The organism is Micromonospora sp. NPDC047620, from assembly GCF_043205005.1.
Classification (GTDB): Bacteria; Actinomycetota; Actinomycetes; order Mycobacteriales; family Micromonosporaceae; genus Micromonospora.
The window spans coordinates 33,689-60,533 of record NZ_JBIDDG010000035.1; the positions used below are offsets into that span (position 1 = coordinate 33,689).

Consider the following 26,845-nt stretch of genomic DNA (forward strand, 5'->3'; position numbering starts at 1 on the left):
GAATGCGTCGCGGTCCGGGCGGCGCCGCTCCCCCCGTTGGCCGCTCGGGCGGCGCCACTCAGAGCATCGCCACCGGCACCAGGCGCATCGCCTCGACGCCGTCAAGGCGTTCGATCTCGGGTAGCCCGGTCCCACCCTTCCCGTTCAAGGGAAGCTGGAGCCGCAGCGAAGCGCGCGCCACCTGCGAGTCGAGTTGCGCGGCCAGATCGCCCTTGCCCTGGCACTGCTTACGCAGGCGCTCGTAGGCGGCGTCGCGCTCCTCGAACTCGATCGACTCCGCGCGGGGTAGCGCCCGGACGGCTTCCTCTACGGCGGCTCGCTGCTTTTCCGTAGCCGTCGGTTCCAGCCGGACGATCGCCCCGATCCGCGACGGCAGGGGATCAGCATCGGCGATCTTGAGCCCAACCCACTCGACGCCGTCGACCGTACCCATCACCAGATCGACTGCCTCGGCGACCGATGCGTCCGTGACAGTCGCGTGAAGGGACTCCGGCAGGTTCTCCGGATCCAGGTCCGCCACCAGGTCCGGCGAGTCCTTCCGCAGTTTTTCGTAGGCCTGCTCGCGGGTCTCGAAGGCGACGCCCTCCACGCTCGGCATCGCGCGTAGCCGCTGCTCCACCAAACTTTTCTGCGCAGCCGTCACATCGCGGTCCAACAGGACGGTCAACGTCGTGTGCCCGGCGTCCTTCGGCTCGGAGGTGCAAGCGGACAGAGCGACCAGGAGCAACAAGGCCAGTACCGGCGCGACGCGACGCATGGGTCAGATCGTAGGTGGGCGCGAGGCATCGAATGACCCCAAGGTCTTGGCCGGAAACGGCTGGCCGGGTGCGTTCCCGCCGGCCTGCACTACCGGTTCCTCGGCTGGACGCGTTCGCCAGGGGCCATAGGCTTCCTGCATGGCAAGCGTGGATGGACTCGTCCAGCGCATCGATGAGCCGGAAGAGGACGACGACGGCACCGAGGTCTACGACATCGTCGACGACCTCGTGGCCAGCCGCGACGCGGCGCTGCTGCCTGCCCTGGAAGCCCACCTCGACCGTTACCTCGGCGAGGGCAACTTTTTCGCTCGCGACGCCATCGCTACCGCGTTGGCCCGCATCGCCGGAGTGGAGTCGTTGCCGGTCCTGCTTCACACGGCAGCTCGGGACCTGGGGGACGACCAGGACGGGTTGTCCGCCGAAATCCTGGACCTCGTCGAGGGTGCCCCTGTGCGAGCCCGGCACATCCTCACCCAGCTCAGGGCGGATCCGAAGGTACGGGCGAAGGCGATGTGGGCAGCGCAGTTCCTGCCAGATCGTTAGCGCTGATCTTGGCTTGTGCGAGTGCCGGGGCCGTTTGTCGGCGGCCTCGCTGAGCATCATCGTGCCCCCGCGCAGGCCGAGGGCTTCCCGGATTCGAAGCGTGCCCCGCGTAACGCCTCCGGCGACGACATCGCCCTATACCAATGGAGCGGCGATCTTGCCGCCCGCCCCGGCGCCGGCCTCCGATCACAGGCCGCCGGCCCGCCGGGCATCACGGGGTATCAACCGAAGGGAGACCGCGCATGCGGTTCCGCACAGTGGCCCGCTCGGCCCTGGCGTCGACACTGGTCGCGGCGGCCGGGCTCGTCGCCGCCGTCGCACCCGCCCAGGCCGCGGACACCAGCACGGCTCTGCAGGGGGTGAAGTTCGTCAAGGACATCGCCGCCGGGAACGGCCGGCTCTTCATCTCCGCCAGTGACCGGATCGTCGTCGCCGACGACAGCGGCACCCCGGTCGGCGCCATCACCGGGCTCGTCGAGCCGAACGGCCTGGCCGTCACGCCGGACGGCAGCCGCCTCTACGCGGCGCTCAACGGCTCGAACGAGATCGCCGAGATCGACACCGCGGCCCTCGCCGTCACCCGGCGGTTCGACCTGGCCGCCTTCCCCTACCCGACGTACCTGTCGCTGGCAGGCGACCGTCTCTGGGTCGGGCACGGTCCGACCAACAGTTGGAGCGGCGGTGTCGTGGGTCTCGACCTGTCCGCGACGACGCCCGAGCCGGTCCGCATCGCCAGCGGCCTGTACGGCCCGCCGATGGTCGCCGCCGCCGGGTCCACCGTGGTGGCCGGCGAGAACGGGATCAGTCCGGCCGACCTGTACGTGTACGACGTCAGCACCACCCCAGCCACCCTCCGCGGGGTGATCGACGGCCACACCCACAGCCTCGGCCGCCTGCGGGACATCACCATCACGGCGGACGGCTCGAAGGCGATCACCGCGTTCGACTCGCCGTACCGGTACGACATCTGGGACACCGCCAGCGTCACCCGCGTCGGCGCGTACGGCGAGGAACCGACCTTCGTCGGCTTCCCGCACGCCGTCGCCCTCAGCCCGGACGGCGCCCACGTCATCGGGGCACGCGCCTCCCGTGACCGCATCGAGCTCGCCGGCCCCCGCATCGCGGTGTACGACGCGGCGACGACCACGAAGCAGCACACCGCCGACAACCCGGCCGGCCAGGTGGTGGAGGGCGCACTCACCTTCTCCGGCACCGACGCCTTCACCGTGCTGCTGGAGATGTCCACCGGGCGCTACACCCTGTGGCGGCTGCGGGGTGCCACCCTGGCGCCGTCCTCGGTGACCGCGACCGCCCCGGCCACCGGGACCGCACTCGTCCCGCTCACCGTGACCGGCCGGCTCACCCTGTCCGACGGGTCGGCGCCCGGCGCGCAGCCGCTGGTGGTGACACGCCGGCACCCGGACGGAACCAGTGCGACGCTCGCCCCGCTGACGACCGCCGCGGACGGCACCTTCAGCATCACCGACACGCCGCCGGTCGGCGGAACCCTCCACTACGAGGTGCTCTGGGACGGCAACTCGGCCTTCCGCTGGAGTCAGGCGGCGGCCACCGTCGAGGTGGCCCGGCAGCCGTCCACGCTGAGCCTCACCGGGCCGAGCACGGCCAGCACCGGCCGGCAGCTCCGGTTCAGCGGCGTGCTGGAGACCCCCGGGCGGCCACTCACCCCGGGCACCACGCTGAGCGTGTGGCGAATCGTCAACGGCGAGGACATCACCACGGTCTACCTCCCCCCGGTGACCCCGGCCGAGGACGGGAGCTTCCGTTTCACCGACACGCCAGGCGCGGCCGGCGAGTACACGTACACCGTGCAGTGGGGCGGCGACCAGACGTTCCTGTACGCGCGGGCCAGCCACGTCGTCGTGGTCCGGTAACCCGCACCGTGGCTTCGATGGGGCCGGTCTCCGTCCGGGGGCCGGCCCCATCCCGTGTCAGAAGTACGCGGGCTTCGCTGAGCCAGCGGCTACGGTTGGCGGATGACGTCGCCTCAGGCCGTCAGATCGTGGCCGCTCCGGTGCCAGGACGCGGGCCACGGCGTGACAGGCGCCGGCGACGAGCGGCAGCAGCAGGGTCGCGCCCGCTGCGGCACCGCCACCGGCCTGGGGTACGCCGGCCGCACGCAGGCGCCGCCAGGCCCACAGCGAGAACGGGGCGACGACCAGCGGCGCGGTCACCACGCCGGGGGTGTATCCGCGGGTGACCACGGCCTGGGCGACGTGCCCGCCCGCGTGCAGGCCGAAGCCGACCAGGGCGGACTGGTAGAAGCCGCTGCGCCCGCCGGTGCGAGCGCCCCGGGCCGCCGCGGCGGCCATCACGACGCCCATCGCGCCGATGGCGATGCGTGCCTGCGCCGGGCTGACCCGGAGGTGGTCCCACACCCGCTCGGGCACCTGCGGGAAGCGGGCCCGCAGCCGTGGGCGGGCGCGGTCGAGCCAGCCGCCCATGGTGGCGAGTTCCTCGGCGTCGTGGATCGCCCAGGCCGCCAGCAGCCCCCAGGTGGCCGCTGCGGGGAGGGCTCGGTCCCTCTGCGAAGTCATGGAACCTATAATTTACGATACGTACCGTAAATTATAGAGGATGTGACGTGGCGAACGACCGAGGCCGACCGCGGCGGCCGGAAACCGACGCGGCGATCCTGCGCGCCACCCTGGACCTGCTCCGCGACGGCGGCTACCGCGCCCTCTCCATCGAGAAGGTGGCCAGCCGCGCCGGCGTGACCCGGCCGACGGTCTACCGTCGCTGGCCCGACAAGGCCAGCCTGGTCGTCGACGCCCTGGCCGAGGCGGTGCCCGTCGCGCCCGCCCCGGACACCGGCGACACCCGCGCCGACCTGCACCAGCTGGCACGCGGCCTCGTCGACCGACTCGCCGGCCTGGCGCCGGTCATCCTCGGCGTACTCGCCGACAGCATCGGGCGCGACGACCTCGCCGCGCCGCTGCGGGAGCGGTACCTGCGTCCCCGCCTCGGCACCATCACCGACGTCGTCGAGCGCGGCATCGCCCGTGGCGACCTCCCGTCCGACACCTCGCCGGCCATCGCGCGCGATCTCCTCGCCGGCCCGCTCGTATACCGCTGGCTGGTCGACGGCACCCTGACGGACACTGACGTCCACGAACTCGTCGACACCGCCTGGAAAGCTCTGACCGGCCGGGCCGGCGACGCCGTCGACGCCTGAAACGGGCGTTGTCGATTCGTCCCCAGGAGTGCCGCATGTACGACCGACGCGACCTCGTCCGCGTCTACCTCGGCGCGCAGGAGCGGGGGTTCGGTGGCTACCACCCCGCTTCGTCGGCGTACAACGCGACGCTGAAGGCGCACTACGTGGCGATGCTCGACGGGCTCCAGCAACTCTTCGGCCTGCGGCTGCATCGGGACGGCGTCGACACGCTCACCCACCGGGTGCTGTTCATGTTGTTCTCCTCGACGGCCGACTCGTTCTTCGCGCTGCGCACTCCGTGGTCCGGGTTCCTGGAGGCCGGCCTCCTGATCCGGAAGGTCGAGGAGGCGGGGGCGGAGGGCGAGCGCGTCATGGCGGCCAGCCAGCGCATCGACGCCCTCACCGCCGAGTCGCGCGAGAACCACCTGGAGATGCTCGACGCACTCGTCGCGGTGATGCTCGGCGACCGCGCGGACCTGACGTTCAACACGGCCGACCTGCGGGCGATCGGTGTGGACGACACGGAGCCGAACACCACGGACCACCCGCTCTACGAAGACTGACAGCCACGGCAATCCTGACGTGAGTCCCGAGCCACGTCGGCCCGGCGAGGGGTGAGCGCCGACCCTCTACTGTCCTCGCCATGAGGACAGGGACGCTCGCACGAGCCGCCATCACCGTCACGGCGATCGGGCTGACGGCCGGCTGCGGCGGCGCGGCGCCGCGCGAGGCGCAGGGGTGCCAGGAGTCGGTGCACGAGGCGGAGGCCGAGGTCCGGGTGGACCGCTGGGAGCCGCCGGAGGAGCTGCCGGGTCTCGGCGACTATCCCGAGATCCACTGGCAGGCTCGCGCGTTGGGCGATCCGTGTTCCCGGGCCCCGGGTCCGACCGACTGGGCGTACCAGGCCGTCGTCAGGCTGCATCCGCAGGACGCGCGGAGGCTGGCGGAGCAGTACGACTTCGCGCCCTTCGCGGCCGGCGATCCCGCCCAGGTCGATCCCGGGAACACGCCCGCCGACGTGTGGCCCGACCTGCGGTCGCACGTCCCGGCCGCTCCCCGCTGGCTGCACAGCCGGTCGTACGACCAGGCGCCGCCCGCCACGCGCGGGCGGGTGGCGTTCCTCGACGTCGAGCACCGGACGGTGCTACTCATGCTGAACGACCGCTAGCGGCGGGGACCGCCGGGAGACACGGGACGGCCCCGGCGCGTGCACGCCGGGGCCGCTCGGTGAGGTGTACCTGTCAGCTCAGGCTGGACCAGAAAGCGTACTGGTGGTCGCGGGTGAACTCGGTCGGCTTCCAGCGCCCCGAGGTCAGCGACTGCACGTGCGGGCGACGGTCGGTGAACCGCTGCCAGCCGCCGTCCCGCCCGCCGTTCGGGTTGCCGTCCTCGGCGAACCGCGTCCACGCGCCGATCAGCCGGTCGGCGAGCCGGTCCTGCTCAGGGGTAAGCGCCGGGAAGAGCGCCATGTCGAACTGGTACGCCAGCTCGGCCATGTGCTGGGCTCGCCACGGGAAGCTCGGCTCGTCGTAGCCCACGAACCACGGCGTCTTCTCCTCGGCGAACTCGAACATGTGCGTCTTCGTCCACCTCGACAGCAGCTTCGCGGTGTCGTAGGTCGGCTTCGCCCAGTTCCGGTCGGTCCCGATGGTCGACAGGGCCAGCCCGGCGGAGTTGTCGTGGTCGGACAGGGGATAGCGGGCCAGGATCGCGTCGGCGTCGGCGCCGTACTGCTCCCGGACCGTCGACTCGTACGCCTCCGCGGGGATGGGCTTCCCGCCCGGGTTGACCTCCATCCCGGCGTACATGCCGTTCTCCTCGTCGTGGTTCACACCGACGAGCACGGGGACGCGGTGGAAGCGGCCGGTGCGGAGCGCCTCCGCCGGGCTCAGCGGCAGCAGCGGCGTCCCGGCCACCGGGCGCGGCTCGCCCCACGGCCCGTACGCCGCCAGCAGCTCGGCCACGGTGGTCTCCTCCGAACGCAGGCACGCGGCCACGTCGGCGGCGTCGGCGCAGCCGACGGTCCTGATCACGGCGGCGCTGTCGGCCTCCGCCTCGGCGCGGGTGCGGGAGCCGCCGGTGGCGCAGGGCGCGCTCTGGATGATCGCCCGGTCGAACAGGCCCGCCGACATCGGTGAGGCGAGGTGGTCGCAGACGGCGTACCCGCCGCCGGACTGGCCCATGATCGTGACGTTGCCGGCGTCGCCGCCGAACCGGTCGATGTTGGCCCGCACCCAGCGCAGCGCGGCCTGCTGGTCTTCGAGGGCGAAGCTGCCCGAGCCGTACGCCGAGCCGGCGTCGAGCGCGGGGTGCGTGAGGAACGCCATGACGCCGAGGCGGTAGTTCATCGACACCACGACGGCGTCGGCGGCGAGGCGGTTCGGCCCGTACATGTCGCCGGTGCCGAACATCATGCTGCCGCCGTGGATCCACACGATCACCGGCAGGCCGTCGCCCTCGCGGCCGGGCGTGGTGACGTTCAGGCGCAGGCAGTCCTCCGCCTCGCCGGGCACGCCGACGGGTAGGCCGACGGGCTGGGCGCAGGGCGGGCCCGGGCGGGTGGCGTCGCGCACACCGGGCCAGGGAGCGGCGGGCTCGGGTGAGGTCCAGCGGCCGGGCGGCGCGGCGTACGGGATGCCCTGGAACGAGCGGAGGCCACCGTGGAGGACGCCTCGGACGGCGCCCTTGTCGGTGGTGACGACGGCGGGGTCGCCGGACTTGGCGGCGGCCGGCGGGGCGGCGCCGATCGCGACGGCGGCCAGCGCGGCGGCGGCAAGGCCCGCGAGGGCGCGCTTCCGGAATCGGGCAGGGCTGTCCATGGTGGCTCTCCTGTCGGGTGGACGGGACCGGAGTGGTCGTGCCGAGAACCGTAGGCCAGTTTTGGGCGATCGCGCAAGGCGTTCGCCTAAGGCGTTTGCCTGAGACATTCGCTCCAGAGGTTGCTACCCTGCCGACCATGGGAAACCGGGAAGCGCTCCTCGCCGCGGCCAGGACGTGCCTGCTGGAAAAGGGCTTCGACCGCACCACCGTGCGCGACATCGCCACCACGGCGGGCGTGAGCATGGCCGCGATCGGCTACCACTTCGGCTCGCGGGAGAACCTGCTGTTCCAGGCCCTGTTCTCGATCCTCGACGAGTGGGGTGACGTGGCCGGGCGCGCGCTCGTCCCCGCCGACGAGCCCGGCACGAGCCCCGCCGAGGCGTACGAGCGGATGTGGGACGAGCTTCTCGCGCAGGCCCGCGCCCACCCGAAGATGTGGCTCGTCTCCATCGACCTGTTCCTGCGGGCCCAGCGGCAGCCCGACCTGCTGCCGCAGCTCACCGAGGGCATGCGGCAGGGGCGCAGCGGCATGGCCGCGATCCTGGAGAGCGTCCCCGAGGCCGAGGTGCCGGAACGTTCCGTACGCACCCTCGGCATGGTCCAGCTCGCGCTGATGTCCGGCGTGATCATGCAGCTGCTCTCCGACCCCGCCAACCCCGTCACCGGCGCCGACGTGGTCGCCGGGCTGCGCGCGCTGGCGAAGATCACCGGCTGACCGCAGGGCTGCCCCGCCTCGCCCCGTCGGTCGTCCGCCCGTTCTCCCGGTCGACGCGTCGGTCGTCGCCGCGTCACCGTGGCGATGACGTCCACCACCCACGGGGCACGGCGTCAGCGGCACGGCCGGCGGCGGGGCGTCCCCCGTGGGGAGGAGACGACTCACGCCGTCGCGGGAGGTGTCGCCGGCGGCGGGCCGGGAGCCTGGAACGCGAGGGCGACGAGGAGTCGCCACCGCTTTCAGGAGGACCGATGAGGACGACACTGCGTGGACTGGGCGCGGCGGCCATCGTGGTCGGCGTGGCCCTGGCCGGCACGTCCGGCGCCACCGCCTCGGCGACGGCAGACCGGGAGCCTGCCGGGACCGCACGTGTGACCGGCAGCGGCGAGATCCGGCTGACGTTCGCGCCGGACCATGACGTGCGCAGCTTCAGCTTCGACGCGCGCGCCACCCCGTACACCCGACCCATGCCCGGGGCGCCGCACGGCCTGCCGACCGACGCGACCGGGACCGTCCGGGTCGCCCACCGGGTCGCGCCGGACGGCACCACCGTCCGCTTCGCGGCCCGGGTCGACTGCCTGGTCACGGCCGCGCGGACCGCGACCCTCACCGCCGTGGTCACCGAGGCCGACGCGCTGGCGGCCGACCTCGTCGGACGGCGGCTGGGCTTCAGCGTGTACGACGGGCCGGGCCGCGACCGCGTCGGCTTCTCCTGGACGGTGGTCAACGCCGACCAGGGGCCGGACGGGCAGTGGCGGGAGGGCAGCGTGGGCACCTGCATGGCGCCCGCGCCCTTCGCCCCGGTGACCGACGGCGGCTACCAGGTGCGGCACGCCGAACTGCCGCCGCCACCGCAGGGCTGAACCGGCCGGCGGATGTCGTCGGCCACGACGGCGATCCGCCGGCCCCGCCGTGTCGTTGATCCGGTTGAGCCTGCCCCCACCTGCGGCGACGGTGGGGGCACCCACCGTGAGGAGGCACGCCGATGACCCGTCAGCGCGAAACCGTGGAACTCGACCCGGTCCTGTTCCGTGCCGTCTACGACTCGCCCGCCTCGCTGCCCGGCCGACACCGGTGGACGACGCCCGAGTCGGACGTGCGACGCATCGAGAAGCTGCTCGGCATGCCGCTGCGCAGCATCGGCGCCCCGCTGTGGGTGAGCGGCGACGAGCCGGACTGCCCGAAGTGCGGCCGACGGGTGAACTGGTACGACATCGTCTCCTCCGCGCTCTCCGGCGTGCACGACCGGATGATGATCGCGACGGTCATCCTCGGCGACCGCAAGTACGTCAACACCGAGGTCCCGGACGCGATCGTCGGGGTGCGCTGCGCCGACTGCCGCACCCCGATCGAGGGGCTGCGCAGCTTCAAGTGCCACAACTGGGCGTACGCCTTCGAGGCGCTGGAGGCCGTCCGGGAGCGGATGACCGGCGCGTCAGTCGTCGGCCGTCAACTCGCGGACGAACCGCAGGCCGGGGCGACCGTCGAGTGACACCTCGCCGACCGGCGTGAAGCCGGTACGGCGCAGCACCGCGAGCGAGCCGGCGTTGTCCAGGGTCGTCTCGGCGGTCAGCCGACGCAGCCCGTACGCCTCGCGGGCCAACGTGGCGACGCGGCGGACGCCGTCGGTCGCCACCCCACGCCCGGCGGCCCGCTCGGCGACCCGGTAGCCCAGCTCGGCCTCGCCGTCGGCGACGTCGACCAGGTTGAACCGGCCCAGCACCGCCCCGTCGGCGTCGACCAGGACGTGGAAGTGGCACGCCCCGGTCTCCTGCTCGGCGAGCAGCCCCGCGTGCCGCGCGTCGAAGTCGGCGAAGTACGCGTCGCCCCGGTCCGGCACCGACCGGGCGAACCACTCCCGGTTCACGCGTTCGAAGCGCACCAGCGCGGCGGCGTGGTGGGCGGCGAGCCGCTGGAGGTTGGGCACCGTGCCACCCTACCCATGTGCAAGGAAGGGACCCTTCCTCTACAAAAAACGCTAGGAAGGTGCCCTTCCTTACACGTCAGCGCTCGCCGGCGGAGCGGCGGGTGGGGCGGCGGCCGGGCGGGGAGGGCGGCTCGGGGCCGGGGTCGGGGACGGGGGGCATCGGCCGGGCCACGGCCCCCGCGCCGGTGACCCGGAGCCGCTCGCCGTGGTGCCACACCTCGATGCCGGTCTCCGGGTCGGCGTCGGGCAGCTCGTAGCGGGCCTCGTCCCGGTTCAGGGTGACCCGCAGCCGGTGGCCGTGCCAGCGCAGGCAGAAGCCGAGCCGGTCGATCCGCGCCGGCAGCCGGGGGTCGAAGGAGAGCACGTCCCGGTCGTCGCGCAGCCCGCCGAAGCCCTGCACCAGCGCCAGCCACGCCCCGGCCAGCGACGCCAGGTGCAGCCCGTCGCCGGTCTTGTCGCCCAGGTCCGCCAGGTCCTGGAGCACCGACTCGGCGAACAGGTCGTACGCCAGGTCGAGGTGCCCGACCTCGGCGGCGAGCACCGCCTGCGGGGAGGCCGACAGCGACGAGTCCCGGACGGTCCGGGCCTCGTAGTAGGCGACGTTGCGCGCCTTCTCGTCGGCCGTGAACTCCCCCGGGCACCGCTGCATGGCGAGCACGAGGTCGGAGCGCTCCGGCACCCGCTCGTTGGCGGGCAGGCCCAGCGCGAAGATCGACTCCGTCTCGGCGAGCCGGTCGAGGTCCGCCTCCGTACGCCGGATCCGCCAGGCCTCGTCGTCCCCGGTCCCGGTCCCGGGCGCGGTCGGCGGCCGATCGGCGGTCGGGGTGTCGTGCACAGCGCCTCCAGGGAGTCCGACGTACCGGGTCGACCGTGGCAGACCGGGCTGAGAGATCGCTGAGACGAAAGTCAGGGTCCCGGCCCGACCAACGCACACTGCGTCCGACTTCCAGGTGTTCCAGGGTTGTCCGCGAGGTAAACGCGGTATGAACGATTGGTGAGGCGAGCCATGGTTGATGCAGGCACGACGGATGTGCCAGAGATCAGCGTCGAGTGGTACCGGGACATCGTCGACTTCGCCGCCGACACCCCGCAACCGGTGCAGTGGTTCGCCGGGCACTTCACCGAGGCCGCGATCCTGCTGCTCGGGGCACTGTGGCTGGTGGCGGCCGTGTCGCGCCTCGGGGGCGGCCCGCGCGGCCGGGCGTACGCCCTGGTGACGCCGGTGGCGGTGGTGCTCGCGTACGGGTGCAGCGAGGCGTTGAAGGTGGTGGTGGACCAGGAGCGCCCCTGCCGGGCGGTGGCGACCGAGCTGGCCATCATCGCGGGGCACTGCCCGCCGACGGGCGACTGGTCCTTCCCCAGCAACCACTCCACGATCGCGGGCGGGCTGGCGGTGGCGACGCTGCTGCTGTCCCGCCGGGTCGGGCTGGTCGCGCTGCCGGTGGCGGCGCTGGCCGCGTTCTCCCGCACCTTCGTCGGCGTGCACTACCCGCACGACGTGGTCGTCGGCGTCCTGCTCGGCGCCCTCGTCACCGCACTGCTCACGCCGCTGCTCGCCCGCCCCGCCGCCGGCCTGCTCCAACGCCGCGCCCGCCATGCCGAGCGCCCCATCCCCACCCGGCCCACATCCGCCCGCCACTAACCCCGCACCGCCCCAGCCCCCCGCCCCCGCTCCCTCCCCGCGATCTTGCACTTCCCGCCCTGGCAAAGCGCACAAATCAGCCCACATCGCGGGCCGCAAATGCAAGATCGCGGGAGCGGGGGGGCGGGCGGGTTAGGGGAGGAGGAGGGTGGTGGCGGTGGCGAGGGCCAGGAAGGGGCCGAAGGGGAGGTGGCTGCGCCAGCCGACGCGGCGGGTGGCCAGGAGCGCGACACCGACCAGCCCGGAAAGCAGCAGGGCGAGCACGAGCCCGGCCACCGGGAGGGCCCAGCCGTACCAGCCCAGCAGGGCGCCGACGCCGAGCGCCAGTTTGGCGTCGCCGAGGCCGAACCCGCGCCGGCCGAGCAGCAGCGTGGTGGTGGCGAAGAACAGCGCCAGCCCCGCCCCGGCCACGGTGGCTCGCAGCCAGGGCGCCGGACCCGCCCCGGCGAGCGCGGCCACGCCGAGCAGCAGCCAGGTGCCGGCCGCGGCGGGCCAGGTGAGCCGGTCCGGCAGCCGGTGCACGGCCGTGTCGACGAAGACGAGGGGGATCGCCCAGCCCAGCCACCAGGCGGTGGCGGCCAGCACCGCGGCGGGCGGACCGACCAGCAGCAGCACCCCGAGCGCCGCCGCCACGGCGAGCTCGACCGCGCCGGGCGGCGGGCCGACTCGCCCCCGGCACCGCCCGCACCGGGCCGCCGGACCCAGCGCCGGCCACGGCCGGGCCAGCCCGATCGGAGCGCCGCAGGCGTCGCATCCGGTCCTGGTGGCCACCCCCGGCGGTACGGCGTACCGGATCGCGGCGAGGCGGAGCACCGGGCCGAGGGCGAGGACGGCCAGCGCCCGCGCGGCACGGGAGGCGACCGGCGGCGGCCCGGCGGGCTCCGCCAGCACCGGCGGTTCGGTCAGCGCCATGAGCGGTCCTCCCGCCGGACGCCGGGGCACGACACGGAGGGTAGTGACGCCCCGGCCGCCCGGTAACGGGCGCGACGGCCAGCGCCCCTCCCGCCGGAATCGCGGAAATGCACGCGGAAATGGCGCGACCACATGAGCGGGAATCCCATGTGAATGGAATGTCGATATGTCGGGGCGGGGGACGGATCGGACCAGACGCCGCGTCCGGGACAGTCCCCGGCGACCAAGACGTCCACTCGCCCGCTGGGCGGACTCCCAGCGCGTCGACTTTCCTGACCGCCCTGCGCAACCCCGCGACACGATTCGACCACACTGCCCGCAATCACCCGTCGCCACCACCTGTCATCACTCACAGTGTTCATCTGAATTGCCTCTGTTGCATCGGCGGACGCCAGCCTATGCTCGCCCATTGGGTGCGGTGCAACCCCGCGACGAAACGACGAGGACGACCCAGGGCTTGCATTTGTGGATATCCGTAACGGCGAATGCGACGACGCTTTCCGACAGGTCCGGATGGCCCCATTCGGCCGCGCCGCCGCATGCCCGGAGACCAGTGCACCGGCCTCCGGACGGCCACCGAGGAGGCACGACGTGCGCGGACGGCAGCTCGGCCGGTCGACGGCCCGCCTGCTCGCCATCGCGGCGATCGCGACAGTCACGGCCTGCGGCGCCGACCCGGCGACGACCACCCGGGCTGCTCCCGCCGGCGGCGCCCCGACCCCGACCCACCGGGACGCCGACGAGCAGGCGGCCAGGAAGGCGGCCCTGGCCGCGTACGCCGGATACCTCGCCGCGTCCCGCACGGCGAGCGGGCGCAGCGACCCCCACCACCCGGACCTGTCGCGGTTCCTCGCCGACCCGCTGCTGACCCGGGTCCAGCTGTCCATCCGCGAGGCGAAGGAGCACGGCGCGATGCGTACCGGCACGTTGGTCTCCGACCCCACCGTGACGTCGGTGAGCCTGGATTCGAGCCCGCCCACCGTGGAGATCCAGGACTGCCTGGACGCGACCGGCTACCGCCTGGTCTACGCCAGGGACAAGCGGGTCGTCCCCGGCACCGGGGGGACCCGGCACCTGGCCACCGCGACCGCCACCCGCTACCCGGACGGCCGCTGGCTGATCAGCGCCGGCGCCGCCCACGAGGACCTGCCGTGCTGACCTGGGGAGGAAGGGTCGCCTCGGCCCTCGCGCCGAGCGAGGCCGGGGCGACCCGCACGCGTACCGCCGGCACCCGGGCCCGGGCGACCCGCCGGGCGCTCGCCGGTGCCGGCCTGGCACTGCTGCTGGCGCTCGGGGCGGCCGTGCCCGCACCCGCGGCCGGGCGCGCGGACCCCGGCGCGGAGTGCCCGCCCGGGCAGAGCGACTGCAGCGTCTGGGACGACGACCCCGGCACCCCGGGCGGTGGCGGGGACACCGGCGGGGGCGGCGACCCGGGTGGCGGCGGGGGCGGCGGCGGGAAGTGCCAGTGGAACGGCCGCACGGTCAAGTGCTACGACGACGTGCTCGGCTGGTTCAACAACGGCGACGGCTGCTACTACAAGCTCTCCGAGCCGCAGCAGGAGGCCCCCGAGGGCAAGCAGTGGTACACGCGCACCTGCAACGGCGGTGACCTCGGCACCGAGACCGACGTCCTGCTCGACGCCCCGCCGCCCGGCTTCGGCGCGCCGCCCGACCCGGAGGAACTCGCCCGGCGGGCACTAGCCAAGATCACCATCGCGGCGCCCCGGATCGCGGTCGCCCCCCGCCGCAGCAACGGTCCCGGCCTGGTCGGGCTGCCGGTCTGGATGTGGGGCAGCAACGACGATCCCAAGTACTTCGGGCCGACCCGGGAGGCGTCGGAGACCGACCGGGGCCTCACCGTGAAGATCACGGCGACGTTCGACCGGATCGTCTGGGACATGGGCAACGGCGGCGAGGTCACCTGCTACGGCGCCGGCACCCCGTACCGGGCCGACGGCCAGCACGCCGGCCAGGACTCCCCCGACTGCGGCTACGACAGCGGCTACCCGAAGGCCGGCGACTACCGCGTGCGCGCCACCACGCACTGGACCGTGACCTGGTACGGCGACGGCGAGAGCGGCGTCATCTCCCTCACCCGGACGACGGGCACCGTCCCGGTCCGGATCAACGAACTACAGGTGGTGTCCGAGTGAGCGCGAGAAACGCGTCGTTCTTGCGAGCCCCGCAGTCCCGAACGGAGGTGGTCCGGTGAGGGTGGCGACCCGGAACGGGACCGGACCGGTGGACGCGCCGGTCGCCCCGCCGAAGGTGGTGCGACAGCGCCGGATGCGGCCCGGGCTGCTCGGCCTGGCCGTGCTGCTGATCGCCCTCGGCGGTCTGGGGGCGGCGTTCGCCGTCACCTCGGTACGCGCCACCGGCAGCTACCTCGCCGTGGCCCGGCCGGTCGAGGTCGGCCGGCAGATCAGCGCCGACGACCTGGTCCCGGTCCAGGTGGCCGGCGGCCAGGGCCTGTCCCCGGTGCCGGCCGGCCGGCTCGACGAGGTGCTCGGCAAGCGCGCCGCCGTGTCGCTGACCCCCGGGACGCTGCTGACCATGGCCCAGCTCACCGACGACCCGCTGCTCGGCCCCGGGCAGCAGCAGCTCGCGCTGGGCCTCGGGCCCGCCGAGGTGCCCGCCCGCGAGCTGCACCCCGGAGACAAGGTCCTGCTGGTCAGCACGCCCGACGGCGACGACGACCGCCCGGCGGGCGCCGCCACCCGGTTCGAGGCGACGGTCATCGACACCGCGACGCCCGCCGACGACGACGAGGTGGTGGTCTACCTGGCGCTCGCCGTGCGGGACGTGCCGGCCGTGGTGGCGCTCTCCGCGCAGGAGCGGATCGCCGTCGTGCTGACCGAGGCGGCCTGAGCATGGCGATCATCGCGCTGGTGTCGGCGAAGGGCTCCCCGGGCGTCACCACCTCGGCCCTGGCCTGTGCCCTGACCTGGCACCGGCGGCTGGTGCTCGCCGAGTGCGACCCGGCCGGCGGGTCCGTCCTCGCCGGCTACCTGGGCGGCGCGCTCGACGGCCCCCGGGGCATCGGCGAGCTGGCGGTCGGCGAGCTGCGCGACGGCAACCTGGAGACCGCGTTCTGGTCGCAGCTCGTCGACCTGGACGCGCCGAAGCGGGAACGGCTGCTGCTGCCCGGCGTCGTCGACCCCGCGCAGGCCGGCAGCGTCACCCCGCTCTGGCAGCGGTTCGCCGACTTCTTCGCCAGCCTGGAACGCGGCGACCCGCCGTACGACGTGCTCGTCGACTGCGGGCGGCTGCGCGTCGTCGGTCCACCGTGGCCGATCCTGCGCGCGGCCTCGGTGGTGCTGCTGGTCAGCCGCGCCCGGCTGCCCGACCTGTCCGGCACCCGCGCGATGGTCAGGGCGATCGAGCGGGACTTCGCCGAGCACCGGGTGCCGCCGGGCAGCCTGCGGCTGCTGCTGGTCGGCGACGGCCACGGCAGCGGCGAGGTGAGCAAGGCGCTGCGGCTGCCGGTGGTCGCCCGGTTGCCGGACGACCCGCGTACGGCCGAGGTGCTCAGCCTGGGCGGCACCGTGCGGGCCGGTCGGCCGCTGATGCGCGCGGCCGGGGCCCTCGAGGTGCCGGTCGGGGCGCTGCTGGAGCGGCGGCGCGCCCGGCTGGCCTGGCCCGTGTCGCAGGGGGTGCCGGATGCGGTTTGAGCCGGTCTCCGCCGATCCGCGCCGACAGCCGCCCGGCACCGCCACCCCGCCCGGTGCCGCTGCCACCGCACCGCCCGGCGTCACCTCCACCGCGCCGCCGCTGCCCCCGCCCAACGGGCGGCACCAGCCGGCGCCACTTCCGGTGCCGCTGGCCGGGCCGCCGCCGGAGCCGCCGCCCCGGGCCCGGGTCGACTTCCACGTGGTCCGCGAGCTGCGCCGGGAACTCAGCGAACGGCTCACCCGGTGGCAGCGCGGCCGGGAGTTCACCGCCGACGAGGAGGACACCGAGCGCGCCCGGCTCGCGGTCGCGGTGGTGGCCGAGTACGCCGACGCGGTACGCCGCGCGGGCACCCCGATGGCGGCCGGCGAGGAGCGGCTCCTGCTCGACCAGGTGACCGCCGAGCTGGCCGGGCTCGGCCGCCTCCAGACGCTGCTGGTCGACGACACCATCGAGGAGGTGCACATCCTCGGCTGCGACCAGGTGCGCGTCACCCGGCACGGCGGCGGCGTCGACTGGGCCGAGCCGATCGCCGACAGCGACGACGAGCTGGTGGAGATCCTCCAGGCGGCGGCCCGCCGCGCCGGGGCCACCGAGCGGTCGCTGTCGACCTCCAAGCCCACCCTCGACCTGCAACTGCCCGACGGCAGCCGGCTGGCCGCGGTGTTCCTGGTCAGCCACCGCCCGTACGCGGTGATCCGCAAGCACAACACGCTGGACGTCAGCCTGGACGACCTCGCCGGCGGCCGGGGCGACCTGGACGAGATGATCGACCCGTTGGTGCGTGACTTCCTGCGCGCCTCCATGCGGGCCGGGCTGAACATCATGGTGGCCGGGCTCGCCGGGGCCGGGAAGACCACGGTCATCCGGGCGCTGATGGACGAGATCCCGGCCGACGAGCCGTACGTGCTGCTGGAGGAGAGCCGGGAGCTGCTGCCGGCCCGCCGCCGGCTCAAGCACCGGGCGGTGATGAGCTTCGAGGCCCGGGAGGGGCACGGCGAGCGCGGGCCGGACGGCCGACCGGCCGGTGAGGTGAGCATCGCCGACCTGATCCCCGTCTCGCTGCGGATGGGCGTGCTGCGGATCATCGTCGGCGAGGTCCGGTCCCGGGAGATCGTCCCGATGCTCCAGGCCATGACGACCAGCCGCGGCTCGATGTGCACCATCCACGCGCGTACGCCCGCCGGGGTGAGCGAACGGATCATCGAGCTGGCGCTGGCGCACGGCCGGGAGATGACCGTCGACCAGGCCCGCCGGATGGCCGGCAACGCGCTCGACCTGATCGTCTACGTCACCGTCGAGGACGAGACCGCGATCGGCGGGCGCAAGCACCGCTTCGTCTCGCACGTCGAGGAGGTCATCGGCGTGGGCGACGGCAACCGGATCACCACCACGCAGGTGTTCGGTCCCGGGCCGGACGGGCGGGCGGTGCCCCGGCACCTGCCCGAGCGGATCCGCGCCCAGCTCCTCCGGGTCGGCTACGACGCCCGGCTGCTCAGCCGGTGGATCGAGGCCGGCACGGGCGCCTGGCGGCGGCCCCGGCAGACCCGGCTCGGGCGGCGGTGACCCGCGGTGCTGGACAACGTCGAACTCGTCGCGGTGGTCTCCGGGGCCGCCTGCGTCGCCGGGCTGCTGCTGGCGGTCGTCGCGCTCGTCGGCACCCGCCGGCCGCCCGGCGGGCCCGGCGCGGGCCGGGGGCTGGAGCGCCTGTGGAAGGGCTCCGGCACCAGCCCGCGCGAGCAGCGGGCGCACCAGGCCCTGCTGGTCGGCGCGCTGGTCGCCGGCGCGCTGGCCTTCCTGTTCACCGGCCTGCCGGTGGTCGGCCTGCTGGTCGTGGTGGCGGTCCCCGGCACCCCGTGGCTGTTCTCGGTCGGCAGGGCCGAGCAGCGGGCCATCGCCCGGATCGAGGCGGTCGGCGAGTGGACCCGCCGGCTCAAGGACGTCTCGGCCACCGGCCAGGGCCTCCAGCAGACGATCATCGGCACGGTCACCACCGCGCCCGAGGAGATCCAGGAGGAGGTACGGCTGCTCGCCGCCCGCCTCCAGGCCGGCTGGCTGGCCCGCTCCGCGCTGCTCGCCTTCGCCGACGAGATCGGGGACCCGGTCTGCGACCATGTGGTGGCGGCGCTGATCCTGCACGTGACCGACCGGGGCGAGCGCCTCGGCGACGTGCTCGGCTCGATCGCGCACGCGGCGGCGGCCGAGGTGGCCACCCGCCGGGAGATCGAGGCGAAGCGCACCCAACCCCGGTTCGCGGTCCGCTTCCTCACCGGGATGACCCTCGCCACCGTCGCGTACGGGCTGCTCAACACCGAGTACGTCAGCCCGTACGGCACGCCCTTCGGGCAGCTCGTGATGGCGGCCCTCGGCGCGGCCTTCGTCGGCCTGCTGGCCTGGGTGCGGTCGATGAGCCAGCCGCGCCGGCCGGCGCGCTTCCTGCCCGCCCCCGACCCGCAGGAGGTGCTCGCGTGAGCGCGAGGAGTGAGCTTGCGAGCCCCGCAGCGGCGAACGAAAGGCCAGCCCCGTGAGCGCGAGGAGTGAGCTTGCGGGCCCCACAGTCGCGAACGAAAGGCCAGCCCCGTGAGCGTGGTGGTCCTCAACTGGCAGCTCGCGCTCGCCGTCTGCGGCGGGGCGGCCGTCGGGCTGGGCGCCTTCCTGGTGGTCCGCGAACTGGTGCCGGCCACCCCGGCGCTCGGGCCCGCGCTGCGCCGGCTGCACCAGCCGCCCGGCGGCGGGCAGCTCACCGCCCCCGCCGACCGGCGGCTGGAGTGGCTGACCGGGCTGAGCCGCTGGCTGAGGCCACCGCACCGGCAGCTCGCCCTGATCGACCGGACCCCCGAGCAGTACGCCCTGTCGATGCTGCTCTCCGCGCTGATCGGGCTCGCCGCCCCGACGCTGCTCGGGGGCACCCTCCTCGCCGTCGGCGTACGGCTGCCGGTGGTCGTGCCCGTGCTCGGCAGCCTCGGGCTGGCGCTGCTCTGCGCCCTGGTCGCGCACCGGGCGGTGCTGGACCGGGCGGACAGGGCCCGCGACGAGTTCCGCCAGGCCGTCTGCACCTACCTCGACCTGGTCGCGTTGCAGCTCGCCGCCGCCCACGGGCCGGTGCAGTCGCTGGAACGGGCGGCCGCGGTCTGCGACGGCTGGGTCTTCGACCGCATCTCGGAGGCGCTGCGGATCGCCCAGATGCAGATGCACTCGCCCTGGGACGAGTTGCGCGACCTCGCCGAGCGCATCGGCATCCCGGAGCTGGGCGACGTCGGGGCGATCATGCGCTCCTCGGGCAGCGAGGGCGCGCAGGTGCACGAGACCCTGCGCAGCCGCGCGGACTCACTGCGCGACCAGATCCGCACCGACAACCTGGCCCGGGCCGAGGGGGTGACCAGCCGCCTCGACATCCCCGGGACGCTGCTCGTCTTCGTCCTGCTCGGCTTCGCCGTCTACCCGTTCATCGCCCGCCTCTGATCCGACCCCGAGAGAAGGAGCCCGTCATGTCCGTCATCACCTACCTGCACGTCGCGCTGGCGGCGCGGCTGGCCGAGCTGCGCCGCGACGGCGAACGGGGGGACAGCCCCGTACCCACCGCCGTGATCATCTTCGGCCTGGTCGCCGTCGCGATGGCGGTCACCGCCGCCGCCCTCGGCGCGGCCAACGACTGGATGGACAACATCCCGAAGCACCAGGACCCGAAGTAGCCCTGATCCGTGAGCCGCGCAGACTCCTCGGCGGGACGCCGGGCGATCACCGTCGCCCGGTGCCCTGCCCTGGCCGCCGCCCGGCCGCCCGCACCGGCCGCCGCCCGCACCGGTCCGGCCGCCGCCCGCCACCCCGGCCTGGCCGTCGCCCGCCGCCCCGGTCCAGCCGTCGCCCGCCGCCCCGGCCTGGCCGTCGCCCGGCGCCTGGCAGCCGGCGGGACCGACCGGGGGGCCAACCCGGTCGAGCTGGCGGTGGCGATGCCGGCGATCCTGCTGCTGCTCTTCGCCTCGATCCAGACCGCGGCCTGGTTCGTCGCCCGGTCCACCGCGCTGAACGCCGCGCAGAGCGCGGTCAACGCGCAACGGCTGCACCAGGCGCCGCCCGGGGCCGGCGAGGCCCGGGCCACCCGGTTCCTGCGGGCCGCCGGCGGCTGGCTCGTCGACTGGGACAAGCCCGCCCCGAGCTGCGAGAGCACCACGACCGAGGTGACCTGCACGGTGCGCGGTCGCTCCCTGTCGGTCGTCCCCGGGGTCGACTTCCCGGTGCGGCAGACCGCGCACGGGACGGTGGAACGGTGGACCGCGCCGTGAGCCGTACCGCCGAGCGGGGCTCGGTCTCGATCGAGGTGGCGGTGCTCGCCCCGGCCTTCATCGCGCTGATCGTGCTGGCCGGGGTCACGGGGCGTACCGCCGTGGCGGCCGAGGCCATCGACGCCACCGCCCACGACGCCGCCCGCGCCGCGTCGATCTCCCGGGACGCCCGCACCGCCCGCGCGGAGGCGCGGGACGCGGCCCGCCGGCAGCTCGACTGGCGGGGCCTGGACTGCGCCGGCAGCCCGGAGGTGACCTTCAGCGGCGCGGTACGCGGCAGGCCCACCACGCTCGACGCGGCGTTCCGCAGCCCCGCCGGGCAGGACGCCTCGGTCACCGTGCGGATCGCCTGCACCGTCTCCTACCGGGACCTGCACCTGTCCGTCCTGCCGGGGATGCCCGCCGGCCAGCGGGTGTCGGCGAGCTTCACCTCGCCACTGGACCGCTACCGGAGCAGAGCTCTCGGGTTCGGGATTACTGAAGCTACTTCGAGCACGAACCCGAGGGCGGGTGACGTGTGATGAGCGTGTGGGTGTGCTTCAGTTCCGGAAGCGGCGATGGAGAGAGCGCCAGCCAGGCTGGCTGGAACGGTGGATCCCTCCGTCTAGCTGTTCGTGGCGGGAACGCGGCCGATGGCGGTGAAGAACGTGAAAGCGGCCAGGAACGGGCCGTTGGTCAGGCTGGTGAGCCAGGTCCGGGCGGCGTTCTCGTCGAGGGCTCCGGACTGCCAAGCGCGCTGGGCGACGGCGGGCATCCGCAGGATGGCGTCTGCGGCTTGGTAGTCGTGGAACATGGCGACGGTGGCCTCGATGGAGGCGACTTCGAACCCGACGTCGTTGAGGAGCCGGCCGAGTTGCCGCCCGATAGCGGCGTTGCGAACCACCTTGCTGGCGACGTAGCGGGTGTAGGCGCGGCTCGTTGCGGTGTCGGTGGCGTCGATGGCGAGGGTGTCCCAGTCTGGTTCCGCCAGTGCGACCAGGCCGCCGGGACGTACGACCCGTCGCAACTCGGCCAGCGCCTGACGGGGGTCGGCGAGGTGTTGCAGCACGCGATCGGTGCGTGCACGGTCGATGCTGGCGTCGTCGAGCGGCAGGGCGTGGGCATCGCCGGCTCGGACCGTGACGTGTGCGTGCGCGGCGGTTCGTTGCTGGGCTTGCTCCAGCATCGCTGGGTCGTGATCGATGCCGATAACGGCTCCCCTGTCTCCGACCGCGGTGGCCAGCGCGGGAAGGTCGGTTCCGGGCCCGCACCCGACATCGAGCACCACGTGGCCTGGGCGCAGGTTCAGCGCCGCAAGGAGTTGCTGCTTGTATTGGCGCCCAGGATCGCTGGCGGCGGCTTGGTCGAGGTAGGCGATCTGGTCGGCGGCGCGCAGGGTGCTGCTGGGCGGGGTCATGGAAGCAGGAAACCACAGTCGCGACCCGGCGTGGGGGTGATGCTGTGGTGGTTGTGTGAAGATCAAGTCTTGAGGTTCGGCGGGTCAGCCGGTGGCGGAATCGCGGTTTGCGGTCGGACCGGTGAGTCCAGGGTGGTCGACGGTGGCGGTGTAGCGGGTACTGGCCTGCACCGAAAGGCCGAACAGGTCGACGAGGCGGCGAACATCGCCGTCGGTGGCGTGGGCTTCGTTGAGGATTCGGTCTTCACGGATCGCGGTGCCGGAAATTCCTTCGCCGGTGACGAGCCAGATCCAGCGTTGCCCAACGGCCGCGTCTGGCCGGCAGGCAGTGCGGTAGTGCAGGAAGAAGTGATCGTTGAGGGTGTTGGGCCAGCGGGTGTCGCGGTAGTCGAGCCAGCGCTTGAGGCGGATCAGTACCGGTTCGGCAAGGACGATGACTCGACCGTCGATGTGCAGGCGCCCGTCGCGCAGGTCGGTGGTCTTCATCCGGCGGATGTGGCCGGGACGCAGGCCGTGGAAGGCGATCAGGGCGACGACGGCGGCTCGGGCGACGTCGCCGGAGTTGAGGGCCTTGCGGATGGCGTTGAGGTCGACCGGCACGGGTTGACGTGCTTCGTGTTCGCCGGTCTTGACCCGGCGGGTTGGGTCGGCGAAGAGGACCTTGTGCTCCTTGAGCACCCGGAAGATCGACTTGAGTCCTTGCCCGGCGGTCGATCGGGCGTTTCCGGATGCGGGCAGGGCGTCGAGCACGTCTTCCTTGGTGATCTCTCGAAGGGTCATGCGTCCGCTGGCGGCCCAAACGCGAAGAACGGGCAGGGCCCATCGGGTGTGCAGGCGGATGGTGGTCTCCGAGCGTGGCCGCCGGCGCGGGCTGGTGGAGCGGCCGCGCCGCATGACCTCGAACCAGGTCAGCAGTTCCGTGGTCATCTGCTGGGGCAGGTTCTCGATCTGGCTGTGGAACCATGTGTCGATCGCCGGCGGTCGGTCGTCGATGAGCAGGCCGGCGTCGGTGAGGACTTCCAGGACGGTCCAGGTGCGCAGGCCGGCGGCCCGCAACTGGAGGACGTCGGTGGCGTTGATGGGCGCGCCGGGGGTGTCCTGCAGGCCGAACAGGATGCGCACGCCCCAGCGGGCCTCGTCGGTGTGCTTCTTGCCCCAGCGTCGGGCGGCGGCGTAGGCGCGGGTGTGCTGGTCGAGACTGTCCGCGAGAGCCTGGTCGGGTGGAGGCGGCATAGCGGCGCGGCCGCAGGCGGCCAGGTTGCGCTGCGCGGGGAACAGCAGCAGTTGCTGGTGCTGGACAGGGGGCCGCAGCGGCTGGTGGGGCTCGACCGCTGGCGGCTTGGGCTGAAAGCGGCTTCCGTCGGAGAACATGTTGGCCAGGAACAGCTGCTGCCCGTTGCGGTTGGCGACGACGACGTCGAGCTTGTCCCGTCCGGTGCGGACCAGGGTGGCCTGCTCGCGGCAGAGCCGGCAGACGCCTTCGGCGCCGAGAGCGACTTTCCGGCCGCAGGTGGGGCAGTGGTCCACCGTTGCATACTTGGCGCGCCAGGTGTTGCAGCCGTGGCAGCGCCAGTTGTGCAGCCTGGTCACGCCCCATGCGTAGCAGTCGCGGCAGGACTCGACCGGCGGGGTGGCGTAGGGGTGGCAGCGGGCGCAGAGCCCGGCGGCGAAGTAGCCCGCATCGGATCAACCCCCCGTCGTTTCGTTCAGACGTGCCGCCACACGTTCGTTGGCCTTGGCCCAGGCATGCTCGATGTGGTGGTCGTGCACGTGGATGTAGCCGGTGGTCGTCTGCAGCCACGAATGCCCGAGCAGTTCCTGGATCGCTTTCAGGTCAACGCCTCGGCCATACATGGACGACGCGCAGTAGTGACGCAGGATGTGCGGGGTCAGTCAACGCTGCCATTTGGGCAGCCACCTTTCCACCGCTGCGGCCAGGCCGTTGCGCAGGGCATTGGCGCCGATGCGTTCGCACCGGCCGGTGACCGGATCGCGGCGTTCGCTGGGCAGCAGCGGCGCATGTGGGTCCTCCCAGTCGTCGCCGTACTGGTGCCGCACGTCAACCAGCCACCACTGCAGCAGCTGGCCGACCTCGTTGATCCCGGGCACCATGCGGGCCTTCGGCCCGCGGCGGTGGCTGCCCTTGCCGAACCGCACATGCAACTTGCCCAGCTCGCCCAAGTCCGGCCGCCAATCGCGGATGTCCAGCATCGCAGTCTCGGTGATGCGCAACCCGGCGCGACGCCACAGAGACGCCGCCACGTAGTCCCGAGCGGCAGGAAGGTACTTCCTGGCGTGTGGCAATGCCTCGCGCCACGCGCCGAACAACGTATCCACGTCGCCATCCGACGGCGGCACCCGGGCGTTGGCGGTGTAGGGCTTGGGCGGCCGGTTGTACTCGTCGATCGGCTGCACCAGCACCTGACCGGTCAGGGCGTGGATGTCACCTTGATAGCGCGACAGCAGGAAATCGTAGAACTGCGCGATGGTCAACGCCTTGTCCGCCACCGTCGTTGCAGCCAGGCCCCGATCCTTGCGCAGGTGCACCAGGTACCGATCGGCGTCGCCGGGCTGGCACATCCACACCGGCTCACCGAGGAAGCGAACGAACTCGAACAATACGTACCGCTCCTTCCGGATCTGCCCATCGGTGATCCCCGAAGCCGCCGACGCCAGCGCGTACTGATCGACCAACTCCTGCTCGAAATCCTCCAACTCCGCCGCCGTACGGAGCCGACGAGGCGAGTCGATGGACCTCACTACCGCCAGGGTCATGTCCGCCCCACTTCAGGAATCACTCGCCGACGCCTAAAAGACCGACAACGAGTCAGCAATCCCGAAGTTCCGTCGAAACTCCTATCGACGCTCGGGAGGCCGCAGTGACCAGGGCTTCCGGCAGCTCAAGACATTCCGGCAGGGAAGAAACTCATGACAGTTCTGACACGGGGATGACCGCCGGTCGGGTCCGGCCGGCTCCCGTCACCCTCGGCGACGAGGGACGGGTGAGCGTCTTCCTCGCGGTGGCGATGGTCGGGATCCTCGCCGTCATCGGCATGGCCTTCGACGGCGCCGGCCAACTGCGCACGTTGCAGCGGGCCGACAACCTCGCGGCCGAGGCCGCCCGGGCCGGCGGTCAGGCCATCGACCGGGCCACCGCCATCGAGGGCGGGCCCACCCGGATCAACCGGCCACAGGCCCGCCGGGCCGTCGCCGACTACCTCGCCGCCGCCGGCGCCGCCGGCCACACCGTCAGCTTCCCGGTCGTCGACGGGGAGACCCGGGTCCGCGTACGCGTCACCGTCACCCACCACAGATCCATGCTCGGCCTGTTCGGCTTCGACGAGACCGTCACCGTCTCCGGCGAGGCGACCGCGCGGCCGCTCACCGGAGCACCGTAGGAAGGAAGGCAGCCATGGCCGCTTCGGGTCGTTCCGCCGTACGGCGGACCGGACGGATCCTGACCGGGTTCGGCGCGCTCGTCGTGCTCTGCGCGGTGCTGGTCGGCGCGCCGGTGGCGCTACTCGCCCTCGCCGGCAACCCGCTGCCCGACCAACTGCCCACCGTCGGGGAGATCGGCGCGACGCTGACCAGCCGCGACGACGGGCGTCTCTTCCTGCGCACGCTGGCGCTGGCCGGGTGGTTCGGGTGGGCGACGTTCGCCTTCTCCGTGCTGGTGGAACTCTGCGCGCAGGCGCTGCGCCGGCCGGCACCCCGGCTGCCGGGCATGAGCCGCCAGCAGCGGGCCGCCGCCGCCCTGGTCGGTTCGGTCGCGTTGATCATCGCGGCCAGCCCGGCGGCGAGCGCGGCGACGGCCGTCGCCGGCCCGTACGCCCTGCCGGCAGCGCCGATCGTAAACGCGCCGATGGCTGTCCCGCCACAGGCCACCTGGCCGGCCTCCGCCGCTCCGGCCGTCCAGGCTGACCCGGCTCTGCCGCCCGCCCGCGCAGCCCACGTTGATCTGGCGACTCCGGCCACACAGGCTGCTCCGGCCGTGCAGGCTGCTCCGGTGGCCTCGGCGGCCTCGGCGGCCTCGGCGGCGCAGCCTGCTCCGGCTGCCTCGGCCGATGGGGCGGCGGTCTACCGGGTGGCCCGTGCCGACCACCTGGGCAGGGTCGCCGAGCGCTACCTCGGCGACTTCGACGACTACCGTGAGCTGGCCGCGCTGAACCGTATCGACGACCCGGACCGGATCCGCCCGGGCCAGTTGCTGAAGCTCCCACAGGAGGCCGAGGACCGGGGTGCCCGCCGGCACGCCACCGGCCGCCTCGTCGCCCGTCCCGCCGCACCCCTGCCGGCCCGGCCGGCCCCGCAGCCCACCCCGGAGCAGGTCACCCCGGAGCGGGCGACGCCCTCGCCCCCGGCGCAGGTCCCGGCGCCGCCGCCGGCCGACGCGTCTGGCGACGAGACCCCGACGCTGACGGTCGGAGCGGCCCGGGCCGGCGAGCCCGACCGCGTGAACCGACCGCTCGCGGTCTCCGCCGTCCTCGCGGTGGCGAGCATCGTCGGCGCGCAGATCGGCGCGGTCCTTGGCCTGCGCGGCCGCCCCGCCCGCGTACCGGCAGGCACGGCCCGCACCGCCACCACACGCCGTCGAGGCACCGGGGGTGCCGGGCGGGACGGAGGCAGCCGCAGCGAAAGCGGACGCGCGACCGGACGCAAGGGAACCGGACGTGACGCGGCTCCCCGGGGCGCCAGCGCAGCCACCCACACCGGAACGACCGCGACCCCCCGCGACAGCACCACCCCGGGCGTCCACGGCGACGCGGCCACCAGCCCCAGCCCGGTGGCCGGCGCCCCGGCCCGGGCCCACAAGGGCGCCACCCGCGAACCCCTGATCGGCCGCCACCGCCGCCCCTGACCCACCCCAACCCCCCGGGACACCCTCGTTGATCATGAGGTTGTTGCCGCGACACGCCGGGCGGTGTCAAGTGGTGAGTGCAATCGTCAGGGCGCGATGAGTTGAGCGAGACGCTGGGTTGGGGTTGCCCAGCCCAGCGTCTGGCGG

The 26,845-nt window shown here is 73.5% G+C and carries 30 protein-coding genes and 1 pseudogene; 21 read left to right on the plus strand and 10 right to left on the minus strand.

The features are described 5' to 3' along the window. Positions 1 to 58 precede the first annotated feature (58 nt). The gene (locus tag ACGF5C_RS29670) at positions 59 to 757 is read right to left on the minus strand and encodes a permease-like cell division protein FtsX (protein WP_393306908.1); all 699 of its coding nucleotides are present in this window, start codon (positions 755 to 757) and stop codon (positions 59 to 61) included. Between the two features lie 139 nt (positions 758 to 896). Here ACGF5C_RS29670 and ACGF5C_RS29675 point away from each other — a divergent pair, with 139 nt between their 5' ends. Both ACGF5C_RS29675 and ACGF5C_RS29680 read left to right on the plus strand, forming a co-directional pair. Next, a complete protein-coding gene (locus tag ACGF5C_RS29675; protein WP_393306910.1) occupies positions 897 to 1,301 on the plus strand; it encodes a hypothetical protein in 405 nt (134 codons plus the stop codon). A gap of 242 nt (positions 1,302 to 1,543) precedes the next feature. After that, positions 1,544 to 3,193: a hypothetical protein gene (locus ACGF5C_RS29680; protein WP_393306912.1), complete on the plus strand. Its 1,650-nt coding sequence runs from the start codon at positions 1,544 to 1,546 to the stop codon at positions 3,191 to 3,193. A 57-nt stretch (positions 3,194 to 3,250) separates the two neighbouring features. Here ACGF5C_RS29680 and ACGF5C_RS29685 read toward each other — a convergent pair whose 3' ends face one another. Then, positions 3,251 to 3,856: an HXXEE domain-containing protein gene (locus ACGF5C_RS29685; RefSeq protein ID WP_393306914.1), complete on the minus strand. Its 606-nt coding sequence runs from the start codon at positions 3,854 to 3,856 to the stop codon at positions 3,251 to 3,253. Between the two features lie 47 nt (positions 3,857 to 3,903). Between ACGF5C_RS29685 and ACGF5C_RS29690 the strand changes: the two genes are divergently transcribed. The 3 genes from ACGF5C_RS29690 (at position 3,904) to ACGF5C_RS29700 (ending at position 5,644) form a co-directional block, all read left to right on the plus strand. Beyond that, the gene (locus ACGF5C_RS29690; protein ID WP_393306916.1) at positions 3,904 to 4,494 is read left to right on the plus strand and encodes a TetR/AcrR family transcriptional regulator; all 591 of its coding nucleotides are present in this window, start codon (positions 3,904 to 3,906) and stop codon (positions 4,492 to 4,494) included. A 35-nt stretch (positions 4,495 to 4,529) separates the two neighbouring features. After that, positions 4,530 to 5,039: a hypothetical protein gene (locus ACGF5C_RS29695; protein WP_393306918.1), complete on the plus strand. Its 510-nt coding sequence runs from the start codon at positions 4,530 to 4,532 to the stop codon at positions 5,037 to 5,039. A gap of 80 nt (positions 5,040 to 5,119) precedes the next feature. After that, positions 5,120 to 5,644: a hypothetical protein gene (locus ACGF5C_RS29700; protein ID WP_393306920.1), complete on the plus strand. Its 525-nt coding sequence runs from the start codon at positions 5,120 to 5,122 to the stop codon at positions 5,642 to 5,644. Between the two features lie 73 nt (positions 5,645 to 5,717). On the opposite strand, the gene ACGF5C_RS29705 is transcribed toward ACGF5C_RS29700, so the two are convergent. Further along, positions 5,718 to 7,295, minus strand: a complete 1,578-nt coding sequence (locus tag ACGF5C_RS29705; protein WP_393306922.1) for a carboxylesterase/lipase family protein — start codon at positions 7,293 to 7,295, stop codon at positions 5,718 to 5,720. 137 nt (positions 7,296 to 7,432) lie between these two features. Between ACGF5C_RS29705 and ACGF5C_RS29710 the strand changes: the two genes are divergently transcribed. From ACGF5C_RS29710 to ACGF5C_RS29720, 3 genes are all read left to right on the plus strand, one after another. After that, positions 7,433 to 8,011, plus strand: coding sequence for a TetR/AcrR family transcriptional regulator (locus tag ACGF5C_RS29710; RefSeq protein WP_393306924.1), 579 nt, complete (start codon positions 7,433 to 7,435; stop codon positions 8,009 to 8,011). 251 nt (positions 8,012 to 8,262) lie between these two features. After that, positions 8,263 to 8,874: a hypothetical protein gene (locus ACGF5C_RS29715; protein ID WP_393306926.1), complete on the plus strand. Its 612-nt coding sequence runs from the start codon at positions 8,263 to 8,265 to the stop codon at positions 8,872 to 8,874. Between the two features lie 122 nt (positions 8,875 to 8,996). Next, positions 8,997 to 9,503: a hypothetical protein gene (locus tag ACGF5C_RS29720; RefSeq protein ID WP_393306928.1), complete on the plus strand. Its 507-nt coding sequence runs from the start codon at positions 8,997 to 8,999 to the stop codon at positions 9,501 to 9,503. On the opposite strand, the gene ACGF5C_RS29725 is transcribed toward ACGF5C_RS29720, so the two are convergent. Beyond that, on the minus strand, positions 9,447 to 9,938 hold the full coding sequence (locus ACGF5C_RS29725) for a GNAT family N-acetyltransferase (RefSeq protein ID WP_393306930.1): 492 nt from the start codon (positions 9,936 to 9,938) through the stop codon (positions 9,447 to 9,449). The genes ACGF5C_RS29720 and ACGF5C_RS29725 overlap by 57 nt on opposite strands. Before the next feature lie 76 nt (positions 9,939 to 10,014). After that, positions 10,015 to 10,773, minus strand: coding sequence for a glycosyl hydrolase family 65 protein (locus tag ACGF5C_RS29730; RefSeq protein WP_393306932.1), 759 nt, complete (start codon positions 10,771 to 10,773; stop codon positions 10,015 to 10,017). 195 nt (positions 10,774 to 10,968) lie between these two features. Between ACGF5C_RS29730 and ACGF5C_RS29735 the strand changes: the two genes are divergently transcribed. Next, complete coding sequence (locus ACGF5C_RS29735) at positions 10,969 to 11,580, plus strand: phosphatase PAP2 family protein (protein ID WP_393306934.1); 612 nt, start codon at positions 10,969 to 10,971, stop codon at positions 11,578 to 11,580. A gap of 132 nt (positions 11,581 to 11,712) precedes the next feature. On the opposite strand, the gene ACGF5C_RS29740 is transcribed toward ACGF5C_RS29735, so the two are convergent. Next, a complete protein-coding gene (locus ACGF5C_RS29740; RefSeq protein WP_393306936.1) occupies positions 11,713 to 12,492 on the minus strand; it encodes a prepilin peptidase in 780 nt (259 codons plus the stop codon). A gap of 591 nt (positions 12,493 to 13,083) precedes the next feature. Here ACGF5C_RS29740 and ACGF5C_RS29745 point away from each other — a divergent pair. The 10 genes from ACGF5C_RS29745 to ACGF5C_RS29790 all read left to right on the plus strand — a co-directional run bounded on the left by ACGF5C_RS29745 (position 13,084) and on the right by ACGF5C_RS29790 (position 20,965). Continuing rightward, a complete protein-coding gene (locus ACGF5C_RS29745) occupies positions 13,084 to 13,650 on the plus strand; it encodes a hypothetical protein (protein ID WP_393306938.1) in 567 nt (188 codons plus the stop codon). Then, positions 13,644 to 14,645 carry a hypothetical protein gene (locus tag ACGF5C_RS29750; protein ID WP_393306940.1) on the plus strand — a complete coding sequence of 334 codons (1,002 nt, stop codon included), beginning with the start codon at positions 13,644 to 13,646 and terminating at the stop codon, positions 14,643 to 14,645. Before ACGF5C_RS29745 ends, ACGF5C_RS29750 begins: the two co-directional genes overlap by 7 nt. A 55-nt stretch (positions 14,646 to 14,700) precedes the next feature. Continuing rightward, on the plus strand, positions 14,701 to 15,360 hold the full coding sequence (locus tag ACGF5C_RS29755; RefSeq protein ID WP_393306942.1) for an SAF domain-containing protein: 660 nt from the start codon (positions 14,701 to 14,703) through the stop codon (positions 15,358 to 15,360). A 2-nt stretch (positions 15,361 to 15,362) separates the two neighbouring features. Then, complete coding sequence (locus tag ACGF5C_RS29760) at positions 15,363 to 16,163, plus strand: ParA family protein (protein ID WP_393306944.1); 801 nt, start codon at positions 15,363 to 15,365, stop codon at positions 16,161 to 16,163. Then, positions 16,153 to 17,727 carry a CpaF family protein gene (locus ACGF5C_RS29765; protein WP_393306946.1) on the plus strand — a complete coding sequence of 525 codons (1,575 nt, stop codon included), beginning with the start codon at positions 16,153 to 16,155 and terminating at the stop codon, positions 17,725 to 17,727. The genes ACGF5C_RS29760 and ACGF5C_RS29765 overlap by 11 nt, the downstream gene beginning before the upstream one ends. 6 nt (positions 17,728 to 17,733) lie before the next feature. Then, positions 17,734 to 18,633: a type II secretion system F family protein gene (locus tag ACGF5C_RS29770; RefSeq protein ID WP_393306948.1), complete on the plus strand. Its 900-nt coding sequence runs from the start codon at positions 17,734 to 17,736 to the stop codon at positions 18,631 to 18,633. 117 nt (positions 18,634 to 18,750) lie between these two features. Then, positions 18,751 to 19,623, plus strand: coding sequence for a type II secretion system F family protein (locus ACGF5C_RS29775; protein WP_393306966.1), 873 nt, complete (start codon positions 18,751 to 18,753; stop codon positions 19,621 to 19,623). Positions 19,624 to 19,649: 26 nt separating this feature from the next. After that, on the plus strand, positions 19,650 to 19,853 hold the full coding sequence (locus ACGF5C_RS29780; RefSeq protein WP_350702076.1) for a hypothetical protein: 204 nt from the start codon (positions 19,650 to 19,652) through the stop codon (positions 19,851 to 19,853). Positions 19,854 to 19,991: 138 nt separating this feature from the next. Beyond that, positions 19,992 to 20,444 carry a TadE family protein gene (locus ACGF5C_RS29785; protein ID WP_393306968.1) on the plus strand — a complete coding sequence of 151 codons (453 nt, stop codon included), beginning with the start codon at positions 19,992 to 19,994 and terminating at the stop codon, positions 20,442 to 20,444. After that, complete coding sequence (locus tag ACGF5C_RS29790) at positions 20,429 to 20,965, plus strand: TadE/TadG family type IV pilus assembly protein (RefSeq protein WP_393306950.1); 537 nt, start codon at positions 20,429 to 20,431, stop codon at positions 20,963 to 20,965. The genes ACGF5C_RS29785 and ACGF5C_RS29790 overlap by 16 nt, the downstream gene beginning before the upstream one ends. Before the next feature lie 83 nt (positions 20,966 to 21,048). On the opposite strand, the gene ACGF5C_RS29795 is transcribed toward ACGF5C_RS29790, so the two are convergent. The 4 genes from ACGF5C_RS29795 to ACGF5C_RS29810 form a co-directional block, all read right to left on the minus strand. After that, the gene (locus ACGF5C_RS29795; protein WP_393306952.1) at positions 21,049 to 21,840 is read right to left on the minus strand and encodes a methyltransferase domain-containing protein; all 792 of its coding nucleotides are present in this window, start codon (positions 21,838 to 21,840) and stop codon (positions 21,049 to 21,051) included. Positions 21,841 to 21,924: 84 nt separating this feature from the next. Then, positions 21,925 to 23,430, minus strand: a complete 1,506-nt coding sequence (locus ACGF5C_RS29800; RefSeq protein WP_393306954.1) for a hypothetical protein — start codon at positions 23,428 to 23,430, stop codon at positions 21,925 to 21,927. A gap of 96 nt (positions 23,431 to 23,526) precedes the next feature. After that, positions 23,527 to 23,733: a tyrosine-type recombinase/integrase gene (locus ACGF5C_RS29805; protein ID WP_393306969.1), complete on the minus strand. Its 207-nt coding sequence runs from the start codon at positions 23,731 to 23,733 to the stop codon at positions 23,527 to 23,529. Continuing rightward, positions 23,734 to 24,555: a site-specific integrase gene (locus ACGF5C_RS29810; RefSeq protein WP_393306956.1), complete on the minus strand. Its 822-nt coding sequence runs from the start codon at positions 24,553 to 24,555 to the stop codon at positions 23,734 to 23,736. A 233-nt stretch (positions 24,556 to 24,788) separates the two neighbouring features. On the opposite strand from ACGF5C_RS29810, the gene ACGF5C_RS29815 reads away from it, so the two are divergent. Beyond that, positions 24,789 to 25,238, plus strand: coding sequence for a pilus assembly protein TadG-related protein (locus tag ACGF5C_RS29815; protein WP_393306958.1), 450 nt, complete (start codon positions 24,789 to 24,791; stop codon positions 25,236 to 25,238). Between the two features lie 14 nt (positions 25,239 to 25,252). Then, positions 25,253 to 26,455, plus strand: a pseudogene (locus tag ACGF5C_RS29820) (LysM peptidoglycan-binding domain-containing protein); the annotation flags it as partial. Positions 26,456 to 26,845 lie beyond the last annotated feature (390 nt).